This is a genomic window from Novosphingobium sp. B-7 (assembly GCF_000410615.1).
Lineage (GTDB): Bacteria > Pseudomonadota > Alphaproteobacteria > Sphingomonadales > Sphingomonadaceae > Novosphingobium > Novosphingobium capsulatum.
The window spans coordinates 25,563-40,044 of sequence record NZ_KE148330.1 but is presented as its reverse complement, the minus strand read 5'-3'; the positions used below and the strand labels follow the sequence as shown (position 1 = coordinate 40,044).

Sequence of the window (14,482 nt, the reverse complement as noted above, 5' to 3'; positions counted from 1 at the left end):
GGATACGGCTTCCACCACATCGTCGGCCGCGTCTTCGGCATCGCTGCCTTCGGCTTCGTCGGTGTCATGCTCGTCACCGGCTTCGCCCGAGGTTTCGTCACGGCGATCGCGGTTGCGGCCACGACGGCGCTTGCGGCGCTTGCGACGGCCATTGCTGTCGGCTTCGCCTCGGCCTTCGCCACGGCTTTCCTCGCGCTCGCTGCGTTCCTCGACGACGTCTTCCTCGTCCTCGTAGGTGTCCTCGATCACGTCGTCTTCTTCAGGTTCGACGATGGGTTCGAAGCGCGGCACGAATTCAGGCTTGGGCCCGCGCGAGGCAACGCGCATCTTGGCGCCTTCGTTCTCGCCCTCGGGGATCACTTCCACGGCCACGCCATAGCGCATTTCGATCTCGGCAAGATCGGTGCGCTTGGTGTTGAGCACGTAGATCGCCGCTTCCTGGCTGGCGTAGAGCGTGATGATGCTGCCCTTGCCCTTGGCGGCTTCATCCTCGATCATGCGCAGCGCCGAAAGGCCGGCGGACGAGGCGGTGCGCACCAGGCCCGAACCATCGCAGTGCGGGCAGGCGCGGGTGGTGGCTTCGAGCACGCCGGTGCGCAGGCGCTGGCGGCTCATTTCCATCAGGCCGAAGCCGGAAATGCGGCCAACCTGGATGCGCGCGCGGTCGTCCTTGAGGGCGTCCTTCATCGCCTTCTCGACCTTGCGGACGTTCGATCCGTATTCCATGTCGATGAAGTCGATGACGACCAGGCCGGCCATGTCGCGCAGGCGCAACTGGCGGGCGATTTCGCGCGCGGCTTCCAGGTTGGTGGCAACGGCAGTCTGCTCGATGCCGTGTTCCTTGGTGGAGCGGCCCGAGTTGATGTCGATCGAGACAAGCGCCTCGGTCGGGTTGATCACCAGGTAGCCGCCCGAACGCAGCTGAACCACGGGATCATACATCGCCGAAAGCTGGTCTTCGGCGCCATAGCGCTGGAACAGCGGCACCGGATCGGCATACTGGCGCACCCGCTTGGCGTGGCTGGGCATCAGCAGCTTCATGAAGTCCTTGGCGGCGCGGTAGCCCGCTTCGCCTTCGACAACCACTTCCTCGATATCGCGGTTGTAGATGTCGCGGATGGCGCGCTTGATCAGGTCGCTGTCGGAATGGATCAGCGCGGGGGCCGACGAATGCATGGTGCGCTCGCGAATCTCGTCCCACAGGCGGGCGAGATAGTCGAAATCGCGCTTGATCTCGGGCTTGGTGCGCTGCAGGCCGGCGGTGCGGACGATGCAGCTCATCGAGCGGGGCAGTTCCATTTCGGCGATGATCTGCTTCAGGCGCTTGCGGTCAGAAGCCGAGCTGATCTTGCGGCTGATGCCGCCACCGTGGCTGGAATTGGGCATGAGCACGCAATAGCGGCCCGCCAGGCTGAGATAGGTGGTGAGCGCGGCGCCCTTGTTGCCGCGTTCTTCCTTGACGACCTGGACCAGCAGCACCTGGCGGCGCTGGATCACGTCTTGGATCTTGTAGCGACGACGCAGGGCCATGCGCTTGGCGCGCAGTTCTTCGGCTTCCTTGCTCTGGCCACGACCCTGGCGGCGCGGACGGCGCTGGCGGCGGCCGTTGTCGCTGTGCGATTCTTCGCCATCGGCGGCGTCTTCGGCTTCATGGTCAAAGCCGTTTTCGACTACGCCGCCTTCGATCGTGGCGACCTGGTCCTTTTCCGAGGTATCGACCTCGGTAACGCCCTGGCCGTCTTCGAAGTTGCCGTCGTCGTAGCCGCCTTCGTAGTCGGCGCCGCCTTCATAATCCTCGTCGTCGCCATCTTCGGCAGCGCGCAGGGCGGCTTCTTCCTCGGCGTGAGCGGCTTCTTCGGCCAGCAGCGCTTCGCGGTCTTCCTTGGGGATCTGGTAGTAATCCGGGTGGATTTCGCTGAACGCCAGGAAGCCGTGGCGGTTACCGCCAAAGTCGACGAACGCCGCCTGGAGCGAAGGCTCTACGCGGGTAACCTTGGCGAGGTAGATATTGCCCTTGATCTGCTTGTGATCAGCAGATTCAAAGTCGAATTCTTCAATACGATTGCCCTTGAGCACAGCCACCCGGGTTTCTTCCTGGTGGCGCGCATCGATCAGCATGCGCTGGGTCATTCTGTTGTCTCCAGCCGCGCGGCCGCGGGACATTGCCCGGGAATTTCGCGCGGTTTCTTGTGGTGAGGCAAAGGCCTGGCGTGCGGCCGTGATCCTTTTGATGAAGGAGGCCGGGCCAGTGGCGCTTTGCAAATGCGGGTTTGCCGGATCGGAGCATGGGCAGGCTGCCATGTGGCAAGGCCCTGCGATGCTCGCCGCCCGGCGGCGGTTGGTGTGCGTCTGCGGTGGCGAAGGCGTGCAACGATTGCCCTGCGTGGACGCCCCGGTTTGCAAGAGAGTTTGCAGCAGTGCCGGGGTATTCGTGCGTGCCGGCATCCGTCCAAAGCACAAAGGCCCCGGTGGGGCGCTTTGGCTGGAACGGTACGCGGCTCTTCATCACGGCATCAACCTCAAGCGCGGGCGAGGGTGGCGTATCTGCCTTGTCCCTTCCTGCCCGCCAGGACCAAGCCCGACTGCGTCATCCCCCTGCCATTGGCGCATCGGCCGTGGGCGTTGCTGCCTGGGCGCTCATCAAGGCGCGGCGGCAACGCGGCGAGGGACGCAGCAAGTCAAACTGCTCCGTGTGATGGGTGCTAGCACCCCAATCGCAAAGCGGCAATTAAAACCGTGTCCCGCAACGCTCCGGCATTTCACGGGGGTGGCAAGGGCCTGTCCAAGAGCCCAAGCTTGCGTCGATTGGGAGGCGGCGCGGTTTTGCGCTGGACCACTGCCCCGGCAGCGCGGCATAGGCAGCGCAATCATGGTAAAGCCTTCGCCCGAATTGATACCGCAGCGCCTGGTGATCGCCGCGCTGTTCGTGGTGCCGCTGCTGGTGCTGGCGGTATGGGCGCGGGTCATGCTGGGCATTGGCGCGGGCGGCGCCGGGCGCGATCCCGCCTATGTCGTGCACGTGGCGCTGCCCGATGGCACGCGGCCGATCGATCTGCCGCCGGTATTGGGGCCGGCCGATGCCAGCCGCCCGCTGGTCGTGATCGATGCCGGCCACGGCGGGCATGATCCGGGCGCGAGCGGCGAGGGCACCTTGCGCGAGAAGCAGTTGACCCTGGCCCTGGCGCTGGCGCTGCGTGATGCGCTGCTTGCGCAGGGCCATGTTCGCGTGGCGCTGACGCGCAGCGACGATCGCTTTCTCGCGCTCGAAGAACGCTCGGGCATTGCCCAGCGTCTGCACGCCGACCTGTTCCTGTCGATCCACGCCGATTCCGCGCCCAGTGCCGATGCCGGCGGCGCCACGGTCTATACGCTGTCCGATCGCGGGTCTGATGCGGTGGCCGATGCCCTGGCGCGGCGGGAAAACAGTGCCGACATGGTAAACGGCGTGGCACTGCAGGGGCGTTCCAGTGCGGTCAATTCCATCCTGGTAGACCTGTCGCGGCGCGAGATGCGCACGCGGTCCATCCATCTGGCCGACCTCATCCTGCGCGAAGGGCAGGGGGCGATCCGGTTTCATGTCGATCCCCGGCGCGAGGCGGCGTTCGTGGTGCTCAAGTCGCTCGATCTGCCCTCGGCGCTGATGGAAGCCGGCTATATCAGCAACCACGCGGATGCCGCCGCGATGACCGACAAGGCCTGGCGCGATCGCTTTGCCAAGGCCGTGGCTGGGGCCATCGCGATCTTTCTGGCGGAACAGGAAAGCCGGCCGCTGGGGGCATAGCGCGGAAACGCCAGGGCGCATTTGCGCGATAGGCACTGGTGCGCCGTCAAAGCCCCGTGCTAGAGCGCGGCCACGATGGCCGACGACCTGCCCCCGATCATTGCGCGCGGCGATGCGCCCGAACCTGACCGTGAACCCGAGGGGGAGCCTGATGGCCGCCGCTTCCGCATTCGGCGGGGCGGCAGTTTTGCCAGCCGCATCAAGGGGCTGTGGCAGCGATCGAAGTGGCTGCGGCGTGCCGGCTGGCTGGTCCTGGTCCTGCTGATCCTGCGCGGTCTGCTGTGGGTGACGGTGGAGCGCACGCTGCCCTCGGCCGACACCTTGCTGACCTATCAGCCGCCCTTGCCGACGATGGTGCGCGGCGCCGATGGGCAGATCGTGTCGAGCTATGCCCGCGAGCGGCGGGTGCAACTGCGCTTCGTCGATTTTCCGCCGCAGCTGATCAACGCGTTCCTGTCCGCCGAAGACAAGTCGTTCTGGAGCCACGGTGGTGTAGACCTGACGGGCTTGGCTGGTGCCGTGGTGGACTATGCCACCAAGCTGGGAACGGGCGCCCGGGCGCGCGGCGGCTCCACCATTACCCAGCAGGTGGCCAAGAACATCCTGATCGGCAACGAATATTCGGTAACGCGCAAGCTCAAGGAAATGCTCCTGGCGCGGCGCATCGAAAGCGTGTTGACCAAGCAGCAGATTCTGGAGCTTTATCTCAACGAAATCCCGCTGGGCCGCCAAAGCTTTGGCGTGCAGGCTGCGGCGCGCGCCTATTTCGACAAGGACGTGGGCGACCTGCAACTGCACGAAGCCGCGTTCCTGGCGATTCTGCCCAAGGCACCGGAAACCTACAGCCGCGCCAAATTTGCCGAAAAGGCCATTGCCCGCCGCAATTGGGTGCTGGACCAGATGGAGAAGAACGGCTGGGCCAGCGCCGCCGATGTGGCGCAGGCCAAGGCACAGCCGCTGGGCCTGGTGCCGCGCCGGACCGAAAACTACACCGCCGATGCCGGCTATTTCCTGGAAGAAGTGCGCCGTCAGCTGATCGACCAGTTTGGCGAGCAGGCCAAGGACGGGCCCAACAGCGTCTATGCCGGCGGCCTGTGGGTGCGCACTTCGCTCGACCAGCAGTTGCAGACCGCCGCGCAGGATTCGCTCCGCGCGGGGTTGCTGCGCTATTCCGCCGGGCGGGCATGGCATGGGCCGATCGCGCATATCGACATGGACGACAGCGACTCAGGGAGCTGGCAGACGCAGCTGATCAACAGCAACCTGTCGATCCGCTATCTCGATTGGCGCGTCGCGGTGCTGATCTCGCGGCGCGGATCGAGCGGGCAGGTCGGTTTTGCCGATGGGCAGACCGGCACGCTCTATGGCGTGCCCGATGCCATGAAGGCGGGTGACGTGATCACCGTGGCCCCGGCCGGCAACGGCACCTGGGGCCTGCGCGTGGTGCCCGAGGTTTCGGGCGGCATGGTGGTGGAAGACCCGCAGAGCAGCCGCATCCTCGCCATGCAGGGCGGGTTCGACGCGCGCCTTGGCTCGTTCAACCGCGCCACCCAGGCGCAGCGCCAGCCCGGCTCCACGATCAAGCCGTTCGTCTATGCCACGGCACTCGATAACGGGATGACGCCAGCCTCGATGGTCGTCGATGGCACGTTCTGCGTCTATCAAGGCGCGGCGCTGGGGCAGAAGTGCTTCCGCAACTTTGGCAACGAAGGCGGATCGGGTAGCCACACGATGCGCTGGGGCCTGGAGCAATCGCGCAACCTGATGACCGTGCGCGTGGCCAACGACACCGGCATGGACAAGGTGGTGCGCACGATCAAGAACGTCGGCATCGGCGATTACCAGCCCTATCTGTCGATGGCGCTTGGCGCTGGCGACACCACGGTGACGCGCATGGTCAATGCCTATGCCGCGCTGGCCAACCATGGCCGCCAGCGCGACGCGACGCTGATCGACTATGTCCAGGACCGCAACGGCAAGGTGATCTGGCGCGCCGACAACCGCGCCTGCACCGGCTGCAACATGCCGCGCTGGGATGGCACGGCGATGCCGCGCCTGCGTCCGGCAGGCAAGCAGGTGCTCGATCCGCGCACCGCCTATCAGGTGGTGCACATGCTGGAAGGCGTGGTGGTGCGCGGCACGGCCGAAACGCTGCACGATCTGGGCCTGCCGCTGTTCGGCAAGACCGGCACGACGAGCGGCCCCACCAACGTGTGGTTCGTGGGCGGATCGCCCGACATCATCGCCGGCGTCTACATGGGCTATGACCAGCCGCGCAGCCTGGGCGGCTATGCCCAGGGCGGGCGAATCGCCGCGCCGATCTTCAAGCAGTTCGTGCTGGCCACGCGGCCGCGCTGGGCCGACATTCCGTTTACCGCGCCGGCCGGCGTTTCCATGGTCAAGATCGATCGCGTTTCGGGCAAGCGCGTGTTCGGCGGCACGCCGCAGGACAATGACCGCAAGGCCTCGATTATCTGGGAAGCATTCAAGCCCGATACCGAGCCACGGCGCACGGTCCAACCCTCGGAAATCACCGCCAAGGAAGCCGTGCTCGATGCCCTGCGCAAGGCGCGTTCGGCACGCGGCGCCAAGGCCGCGCCGGCTGCCCGGCCGGCGGGCAGCAACTTTGTGGAGGACCAAGGGGGCATCTATTGAGGGGCGCGGCGCTGTGCTAAGCCTTCTAGCCATGAACACGCGCTCCCCCCTTGCCGCGTTGGCGGCCTTCGCTCTTTCCCTCACTCCCATGGCCGCCGCGCACGCTGCGCTGCCGCAGGGCGCCCGCGCGCCCGATTTCTCGGCACAGGGTGCGCTGGGCGGCAAGCCGTTCAGCTTCAACCTGAAAAAGGCGCTCAAGCGCGGGCCGGTGGTGCTCTATTTCTATCCCAAGGCCTTTACCCAGGGCTGCACGATGGAAGCCCACGCCTTTGCCGATGCCACGGCCGATTTCGCCCGCGCCGGCGCCACCGTGATCGGCATGTCGAACGATGACATTGCCACGCTGACTCGCTTTTCCACCGAGGAATGCCGCGACAAGTTTGCCGTTGCCGCCGCCAGCCCGGCCGTGGTCAGGGCCTATGACGTGGATCTGCAGCAAGGCGGCAAGTCCACCGGGCTGACCACGCGCACCAGCTATGTCATTGCGCCCGATGGCCGGATCACGCTGGTTCATTCCGACATGGACTATCGCGACCATGTCAGGCTGACGCTGGCGGCCGTGCAGGCGATGCACCGGCGCCACGGCTGATCGCATTTGCGCGTGGGCCCCGTCGGCAAAACACCCGCAGCAATCGGGCGTTTCCCGGCGGGGCCCAAGCGCACACCTTTACAAACGAGCCGGCTTCGCTAAGCGGCCAGTTCGTTTGTATGGAGTAAGACCGTCATGCGTGCCGAAGGGCAGGCTCATATCGACCGCATCGAGGCCGCACTCGCATTGGTGCGCAAGTTCCTCGACTGGGACCGCGCGGTGCGCCGGCTCGACGAACTCAACGCCCGTGTCGAGGATCCCAAGCTGTGGGATGATCCGAAGAAGGCCGAAGCCGTGATGCGTGAGCGTCGCCGGCTCGATGCCTCGATCGGCACCGTCAACCAGATCGGCCAGGAAATGGCTGACGCCATCGAGTTCGTCGAACTTGGTGAAGTGGAAGGCGATGACGAGACGATCGCCGAAGGCCTCGCCACATTGGCCGCGCTGGCCAACCGCGCCGATGCCGACAAGGTCCAGGCGCTGCTGGCTGGGGAAGCCGATGCCAATAACGCCTATCTCGAAGTGCATGCCGGCGCCGGCGGTACGGAAAGCCAGGATTGGGCCGAAATGCTCCAGCGTATGTACACGCGCTGGGCCGAACGCCATGGCTACAAGGTGGACCTGGTGGATTACCACGCCGGGGAAGCAGCCGGGATCAAGAGCGCCACGCTGCTGATCAAGGGCGAGAACGCCTATGGCTATGCCAAGACCGAAAGCGGCGTGCATCGCCTGGTGCGCATCAGCCCCTATGACAGCTCGGCGCGGCGCCACACCTCGTTCAGCTCGGTCTGGGTCTATCCCGAAATCGATGACAACATCGAGGTGGAGATCAACCCGTCCGACCTCAAGATCGACACCTACCGTGCCTCGGGCGCGGGCGGGCAGCACGTCAACACGACGGACTCGGCGGTGCGCATCACCCACGTGCCCACCGGGATCATCGTGGCGAGCCAGAACGACCGCAGTCAGCACAAGAACCGCGCCACGGCGATGAACATGCTGAAAGCGCGCATTTACGAGGCCGAACTGGCCAAGCGCGAAGCGGCCGCCTCGGGCGAATATGCCGCCAAGACCGAAATCGGCTGGGGTCACCAGATCCGCTCCTACGTGTTGCAGCCCTATCAGCAGGTCAAGGACCTGCGCACGGGCGTGGTGAGCACGAATCCGACCGACGTGCTCGACGGTGCGCTCGATCCATTCATGGCGGCGGCGCTGTCGCAGCGCGTGACCGGTGAAAAGGTGGCGGTGGACGACGACGATTGATCGTTTCTGCCGCTTTGGAGAGGATTTTTGCCGGTTGGGCGCGTCATTTCAGCGCGCCAAAAAGGCAAAAGCACGAGACCGGACTTTCGCTGGGCGTCATTTCGCCGTAAACCAGCGCATTCGGGTTTTTCATGTCCGGCCAGGCGCGCCGCGCACGGACGATCGCAAGGGATCGATCGGCCGTGCCGCGCTACAAGCCGGAAAACGCCACGCGCACGGGCGCGTCGAAGGAATGATATGTCTGCGTTCAAGGGGTTGAAGCCTATCCTCTATGGCGGCCGTGAAGTTTGGCCACTGGTGGAAGGCGGCAAGGGGGTTGCTGCCACCAATCACATGAGTTCCGGCGCCTGGGCTGCGGCCGGGGGAATCGGCACGGTCAGCGCGGTCAATGCCGACAGCTATGATGCCGAAGGCAAGATCATTCCGCAGATCTACAACGCCCTCACGCGCAAGGAACGGCACGAAGAACTGATCCGCTATGCCATCGATGGCGCGGTGGAGCAGGTGCGCCGCGCCTATGACATCGCCAGCGGCAAGGGCGCGATCAACATCAACGTGCTGTGGGAAATGGGCGGCGCTCAACAGGTGCTCGAAGGCGTGCTGGAACGCACCCGCGGCCTGGTCTCGGGCGTGACCTGCGGTGCGGGCATGCCCTACAAGCTGTCGGAAATCGCCGCGCGCTTCAACGTCAGCTATCTGCCGATCGTTTCCTCGGGCCGCGCGTTCCGCGCCCTGTGGAAGCGCGCCTATCACAAGGTGGCGCACCTGATGGCGGCGGTGGTCTATGAAGACCCGTGGCTGGCCGGTGGGCACAACGGCCTGTCGAACGCGGAAAACCCGCGCCAGCCCGAAGATCCCTATCCCCGCGTCAAAGCGCTGCGCGACACGATGCGCGCCGAGGGCGTGAGCGATGACGTGCCGATCGTGATGGCCGGCGGCGTGTGGTTCCTGCGCGAATGGAACAACTGGATCGACAACCCGGAGCTGGGCGCGATCGCTTTCCAGTTCGGCACGCGCCCGCTGCTGACCGAAGAAAGCCCGATCCCCCAGGCGTGGAAGGACCATCTGCGCACGTTGGAGCCGGGCGACGTGCTGCTGCACAAGTTTTCGCCCACCGGTTTCTATTCCTCGGCGGTGCGCAATCCGTTCCTGCGTTCGCTGGAAGCGCGTTCCGAACGCCAGGTGCCCTATTCCAAGGTGGCTGCGGGCGAGCACACGGTGCAACTCGACGTGGGCGTCAAGGGCAAGAACTTCTGGGTGGCGCCGGCCGACCTGGCGCGTGCCCGCGAATGGTTCGGCGCCGGTTTCACCACCGCGCTGCGCACGCCCGATGACACGGTCATCTTCGTCAACCCCGAGGAACGCGACGAAATCCGCAAGGACCAGGCCGATTGCATGGGCTGCCTGTCGCACTGCGGGTTCTCGTCGTGGAAGGACCACGACGATTACACCACCGGGCGCCTCGCTGATCCGCGCAGCTTCTGCATCCAGAAGACGCTGCAGGACATCGCCCACGGTGGCGATATCGACCAGAACCTGATGTTTGCCGGCCATGCTGCCTATCGCTTCAAGCAGGACCCGTTCTATTCCAACAACTTCACCCCCACGGTGAAGCAGCTGGTGGATCGCATCCTGACCGGCGACTGATCGCCATCAGGCCAAGCCATTACGAAAAAGCCCGGGATCACCCCGGGCTTTTTTATTTTGAGGGCAATGGCTTGCGCGTGGTTGTTCAGTCCTGCTGCAACATGGCCTCGCCATGGCAGGTCGCGTCCAGGCCGGCCATTTCCTCGTCCCGCGTCACGCGCATGGGCAGGGCCATCGACACCATCAGCGCGGCAATCGCGGTGGCGATCGCGCTCCACGCAGCCACGGCCACCACGCCCACGGCCTGGCCCACCACCTGGTGCGCCAGGGTCATGCCGGGGCCATAGCCGGTGCCGCCGAGCGCGGGGTGGAGAACCAGCGCGGTGAGCATCGTGCCGGCAATGCCGGTCATGCCCTGGCCGGCAAAGACACCCAGCGAATCGTCGACCTGCAAGCGGACCTGAACCAGGCGTGCGGTGCCTTTGGCGACGAGTGCGGCGACGAGGCCCAGCACCACGGCCATGCCGGGGCTGGTATAGGCAGAAACCGGGGCGATCAGGGCCAAACCGGCCAACGCGCCGCGTGCCAGCCCGGTGGGGCCGGGGCGGGTGCCGCCCAAGCGATCGAGCAGCAGCCATGCCAGCGCCGCCGTGGCGATGGCCATGTGGGTGTTGATCAGCGCCATGGCAGCGTCATCACCAGCGGCCAGAGCGCTGCCACCGGCCAGCGCCAGGCTGCCGGTCCAGACCATCGCGCCGCCAACCAGGGTCAGCAGCGTCAGGCCACCGTTGCGCGCAGCGGCCTGGGCAAAGCGTTCGCGCCGGCCCATCAGCAGCGCCACGATCAGCGCGGAAACCCCCGCGCTGGTGTGGACCACCAACCCGCCGGCATAGTCCACCGTGCCAAGCCGCGTGGCGAGCCAGCCGCCGCCCCAGATCCAGTGCGCGATCGGTGCATAGACCATCAGGCTCCACAGCGCGCAAAAGCCCAGCACCCAGCCAAAGCGGGCGCGATCCACCCATGCGCCGATCATCAGCGCCGGCGCGGCAAGGGCAAAGACCATCTCGAACAGGGCATAGGCGCTTTCGGGCACCAGGGTATCGGTGCGCACGTTACCCAGATCGATCAGCATCCAGGCACTGCCGCTGCCGAGCCAGCCATTGCTGACCGTGCCGAACGCCAGGGTATAACCCACCACGATCCACAACAGGGAAACCAGCGCGGTGACCGCCACGGTCTGCGTCATGACCGAGAGCATACTCTGCGTCCGCACCCGCCCGGCATAGAACAGGCCAATGCCCGGCAGCACCAGCAGCAGCCCGAGCAGCGTGGCGGCGAGAAGCCATGCGGTATCGCCGCTATCGGCGGGGTCGAGCCCGGCGTCCTGGGCATAGGCAAGGGTTGGAACCAGTAGCAGGGCCAGCGCGGCCAGGGCGCGGGCCCCGTGATGTCGCAACGAATCGTTCATGGCGCGGCACCTTAGGCCCAAGTCTTTGACAAATCCGAAATGGTTAGCGGCGCGGTGACCAAGCGCCGCTAGGCCCAGCCCTCGATCACCTGGTCGGGCGGGCGATGGCCATCGGCCCAAAAGCGGATATTGGCGATGACCTTGTCGCCCGAGGCGAGCCGCCCTTCGAACGTGGCGCTGCCCATGTGCGGCAGCAGGACCACGTTGGGCAACTGGCGCAGGCGCGGATCGACCTGGGGTTCGTGCGCGAAAACATCGAGCCCGGCGCCGCCGATCGCCCCGGCTTCCAGCGCGGCGATCAACGCGGCTTCCTCGATCAGTTCGCCGCGCGCGGTGTTCACCACATAGGCGTGCCGCTTCATCATCGCGATGCGCCGCGCATTGATCAGATGGTGGGTTTCGCTCGTGTGCGGGCAATGCAGCGACAGAATGTCGGCGGTGCGCACCAGCGTGTCGAGATCAGCTTCGTAGCGCGCGCCCAGCGCTGCCTCTGCCGCCGGGGGCAGGCGGTGGCGGTTGTGATAGACGACCGCCATGCCAAAGGCGCGGGCGCGCAGGGCCACGGCCTGGCCGATTCGCCCCATGCCGATGATGCCCAGCATCTTGCCGCCCAGCCGGTGGCCCAGCAGGCTGGACGGCGACCAGCCTTCCCAGGTCTGTTCGCGGATCACGCGCTCGCCATCGGCCAGCCGGCGCGGCACCGAAATGATCAGTGCCATGGTCATGTCGGCGGTATCGTCGGTGAAGACGCCGGGCGTGTTGGTGACGATGATCTTGCGCGCACGCGCGGAGGCGAGATCGATATGTTCGATGCCTGCGCCGAAATTGGCGATCAGGCCAAGGCCAGGGCCAGCCGCCGCGATCAGATCGGCATCGATCGCATCGGTGACCGTAGGCACCAGGACATGCGCCTGCGCCACGGCATCGCGCAAGGCCTGGCGCGACATGGGGCGATCATCGGCATTGAGCGTGACGTCGAACAATTCGGCCATGCGCCGCTGCGTTTCGGGCAACAGGCGACGGGTCACGACGACGCGGGGCTTGCCATCGATACGGCGCGTGAGGCGCAAGTCTTGCGGGCGGGCGTGCTGGCTCATCCCCACTATGGCTATGCGCATGGGGTGGTGGTGGTCAAGCAGGACCAAGGGCGATATCCGATCGGGACCGGAATTTGCCGCGACATTCGGGCTGGGCCAGGCGGGGTGATCGCCGGCCGCAGCCATGCAGGCTGTTGCCCTTGCCGGCCAATGCTGTATCGCACCAGAGATTGCACGTCCGGGCGGGGGCGGCAGGAGAAGTCTTACCGTGATCCAGTTTCGCTTTATCATCCGTTCGGCCGCGGCGCTGGCACTGGTTGCCGGTGCGGTGGGCCTGGCCGGACGGCCGGCGCACCTGCACGCCGCCGATGATGGCAACAGCCCCTATTGGGCGTCGCTATCCAAGGACCAGACCAACATGCGCGTGGGGCCTGGGCGCGAATACCGCATCAATTGGGTCTATGTGCGCCGTGGCTTGCCGGTAAAGGTCTTGCGGGTGATGGGTGGCTGGCGCCTGATCGAAGATCCCGATGGCGCGCGCGGCTGGGTGCTGGCGCAGTTTCTCAGCCGCAACCGCGCAGCGCTGGTCAAGGGCGCGATTACCCCGATCCGGGCCAACAAGGATGGCAGTGGCCCCGTGCTGTGGCGCGCGGCGCCGGGCGTGCAGGCCGCGCTGGGCGATTGCCGCGATGGCTGGTGCCCGGTGGATGTCGGCGGGCGCCGGGGCTTTGTGGCGCAGGATGCGCTGTGGGGCGCGGGGACGCCTTGATTGGGTGGTTTCCCCAGCGTTTGCTGAGGTTTCCACCACCCCCAACCCCCTCCTCTGAAGAGGAGGGGGCGGAAGACTTCATTCGGTTTTAGACCAGTTCGACGGCGAGGGCGGTGGCTTCGCCGCCACCGATGCACAAGCTGGCCACGCCCTTGGTCTTGCCGTGGCGCTTGAGCGCGGCAAGCAGGGTAGTGACGATGCGTGCGCCCGAGGCGCCGATCGGATGGCCCAGGGCGGTGGCGCCGCCATGGACGTTGACCTTGTCGTGGCTGATGCCAAGGTCATGCATCGCGAACATCGCCACGCAGGCAAAGGCTTCGTTCACTTCGAACAGTTCGACGTCGTCAATGCTCCAGCCGGCCTTGTCGAGCACCTTCTTGATCGCGCCGACCGGGGCGATGGTGAAGTCCTTGGGTTCCTGGGCATGGGCGGCCAGGGCGACGATGCGCGCCACGGGCTTGAGGCCCTTGGCATCGGCCACGCTCTGGCGGGTAAGCGCAAGGGCTGCTGCGCCATCGGAGATCGACGAGGAGGTAGCGGCGGTGATCGTGCCATCCTTGGCAAAGGCGGGCTTGAGCGAGGGAATCTTGTCGGGACGGGCCTTGCTCGGTGCCTCGTCGGTATCGACCGTCACTTCGCCAGCGCGGGTCTTGACCGTGACGGGGGCGATTTCCTCGACAAAGGCGCCATCGGCGATCGCGGCCTTGGCGCGGCGCAGCGATTCGATGGTGTATTCGTCCTGGTTTTCGCGGGTCAGGCCATAGTCGTTGGCAGTATCCTGGGCGAACGTGCCCATGGCGCGGCCGGCGTCATAGGCGTCTTCCAGGCCATCGAGGAACATGTGGTCATAGGCCGTATCATGGCCGATGCGCGCGCCCGAACGGTGCTTCTTGAGCAGGTAGGGGGCGTTGGTCATCGATTCCATGCCACCGGCAATGGCCAGGTCGATGCTGCCGGCGGCCAGGGCCTCGGCGGCCATGATCACCGTCTGCATGCCGGAGCCGCAGACCTTGTTGACCGTGGTGGCCTGGGCCGACTTGGGCAGGCCGGCCTTGATCGCGGCCTGGCGGGCAGGTGCCTGGCCCAGGCCGGCGGGCAGCACGCAGCCCATGTAGACCCGCTCCACGTCGGCGCCGTCCACGCCGGCGCGCGCGACGGCGGCCTTGACCGCGGTGGCGCCGAGATCGGTTGCGGCAACGTCTGCCAGTGCACCCTGCATGGCGCCCATCGGCGTGCGCGCATAGCTGAGGATGACGATCGGATCGGCGGCGGAGAACTGGGCCATGGTAACAGGTCCTTCCTGTGCTAAACTGCCGCCCCGGCTGCGGGCGGG

General features: G+C 66.1%; 10 protein-coding genes. 6 read left to right on the top strand and 4 right to left on the bottom strand.

Annotated features, from left to right (window positions below; genetic code table 11):
* Positions 1 to 2,130 (bottom strand): ribonuclease E/G (locus tag H926_RS0110855; RefSeq protein ID WP_022676317.1); only part of this gene is annotated, 2,130 nt, incomplete at its 3' end.
* A gap of 739 nt (positions 2,131 to 2,869) precedes the next feature.
* Between H926_RS0110855 and H926_RS26930 the strand changes: the two genes are divergently transcribed.
* The 5 genes from H926_RS26930 to H926_RS0110820 all read left to right on the top strand — a co-directional run bounded on the left by H926_RS26930 (position 2,870) and on the right by H926_RS0110820 (position 9,935).
* Positions 2,870 to 3,781 carry an N-acetylmuramoyl-L-alanine amidase gene (locus H926_RS26930; protein WP_022676316.1) on the top strand — a complete coding sequence of 304 codons (912 nt, stop codon included), beginning with the start codon at positions 2,870 to 2,872 and terminating at the stop codon, positions 3,779 to 3,781.
* A 75-nt stretch (positions 3,782 to 3,856) separates the two neighbouring features.
* Positions 3,857 to 6,436 carry a penicillin-binding protein 1A gene (locus tag H926_RS0110845; RefSeq protein ID WP_022676315.1) on the top strand — a complete coding sequence of 860 codons (2,580 nt, stop codon included), beginning with the start codon at positions 3,857 to 3,859 and terminating at the stop codon, positions 6,434 to 6,436.
* A gap of 31 nt (positions 6,437 to 6,467) precedes the next feature.
* Positions 6,468 to 7,025: a peroxiredoxin gene (locus H926_RS0110840; protein ID WP_022676314.1), complete on the top strand. Its 558-nt coding sequence runs from the start codon at positions 6,468 to 6,470 to the stop codon at positions 7,023 to 7,025.
* Positions 7,026 to 7,160: 135 nt separating this feature from the next.
* Positions 7,161 to 8,288, top strand: coding sequence for a peptide chain release factor 2 (gene prfB / locus H926_RS0110835; RefSeq protein WP_022676313.1), 1,128 nt, complete (start codon positions 7,161 to 7,163; stop codon positions 8,286 to 8,288).
* A 237-nt stretch (positions 8,289 to 8,525) separates the two neighbouring features.
* Positions 8,526 to 9,935 (top strand): nitronate monooxygenase family protein, encoded by a 1,410-nt coding sequence (locus H926_RS0110820; RefSeq protein WP_022676310.1) that lies wholly within the window; start codon positions 8,526 to 8,528, stop codon positions 9,933 to 9,935.
* Positions 9,936 to 10,020: 85 nt separating this feature from the next.
* Here the strand turns inward: H926_RS0110820 and H926_RS0110815 are convergent, their stop codons facing one another.
* Both H926_RS0110815 and H926_RS0110810 read right to left on the bottom strand, forming a co-directional pair.
* Positions 10,021 to 11,343 carry an ammonium transporter gene (locus H926_RS0110815; protein WP_022676309.1) on the bottom strand — a complete coding sequence of 441 codons (1,323 nt, stop codon included), beginning with the start codon at positions 11,341 to 11,343 and terminating at the stop codon, positions 10,021 to 10,023.
* A 68-nt stretch (positions 11,344 to 11,411) separates the two neighbouring features.
* The gene (locus H926_RS0110810; RefSeq protein ID WP_022676308.1) at positions 11,412 to 12,440 is read right to left on the bottom strand and encodes a D-glycerate dehydrogenase; all 1,029 of its coding nucleotides are present in this window, start codon (positions 12,438 to 12,440) and stop codon (positions 11,412 to 11,414) included.
* A gap of 208 nt (positions 12,441 to 12,648) precedes the next feature.
* Here H926_RS0110810 and H926_RS0110805 point away from each other — a divergent pair, with 208 nt between their 5' ends.
* Positions 12,649 to 13,149, top strand: coding sequence for an SH3 domain-containing protein (locus H926_RS0110805; RefSeq protein ID WP_022676307.1), 501 nt, complete (start codon positions 12,649 to 12,651; stop codon positions 13,147 to 13,149).
* 88 nt (positions 13,150 to 13,237) lie between these two features.
* Here H926_RS0110805 and H926_RS0110800 read toward each other — a convergent pair whose 3' ends face one another.
* On the bottom strand, positions 13,238 to 14,434 hold the full coding sequence (locus H926_RS0110800; protein ID WP_022676306.1) for an acetyl-CoA C-acyltransferase: 1,197 nt from the start codon (positions 14,432 to 14,434) through the stop codon (positions 13,238 to 13,240).
* Positions 14,435 to 14,482 lie beyond the last annotated feature (48 nt).

Excerpts from the sequence above, each read along its gene's own strand:
- H926_RS0110815 (WP_022676309.1), bottom strand. The coding sequence starts at position 11,343 with ATGAACGATTCGTTGCGACATCACGGGGCCCGCGCCCTGGCCGCGCTG.
- H926_RS0110810 (WP_022676308.1), bottom strand. The coding sequence starts at position 12,440 with ATGAGCCAGCACGCCCGCCCGCAAGACTTGCGCCTCACGCGCCGTATC.
- H926_RS0110800 (WP_022676306.1), bottom strand. The coding sequence starts at position 14,434 with ATGGCCCAGTTCTCCGCCGCCGATCCGATCGTCATCCTCAGCTATGCG.
- H926_RS0110845 (WP_022676315.1), top strand. The coding sequence starts at position 3,857 with ATGGCCGACGACCTGCCCCCGATCATTGCGCGCGGCGATGCGCCCGAA.
- prfB (WP_022676313.1), top strand. The coding sequence starts at position 7,161 with ATGCGTGCCGAAGGGCAGGCTCATATCGACCGCATCGAGGCCGCACTC.
- H926_RS0110840 (WP_022676314.1), top strand. The coding sequence starts at position 6,468 with ATGAACACGCGCTCCCCCCTTGCCGCGTTGGCGGCCTTCGCTCTTTCC.
- H926_RS26930 (WP_022676316.1), top strand. The coding sequence starts at position 2,870 with ATGGTAAAGCCTTCGCCCGAATTGATACCGCAGCGCCTGGTGATCGCC.
- H926_RS0110820 (WP_022676310.1), top strand. The coding sequence starts at position 8,526 with ATGTCTGCGTTCAAGGGGTTGAAGCCTATCCTCTATGGCGGCCGTGAA.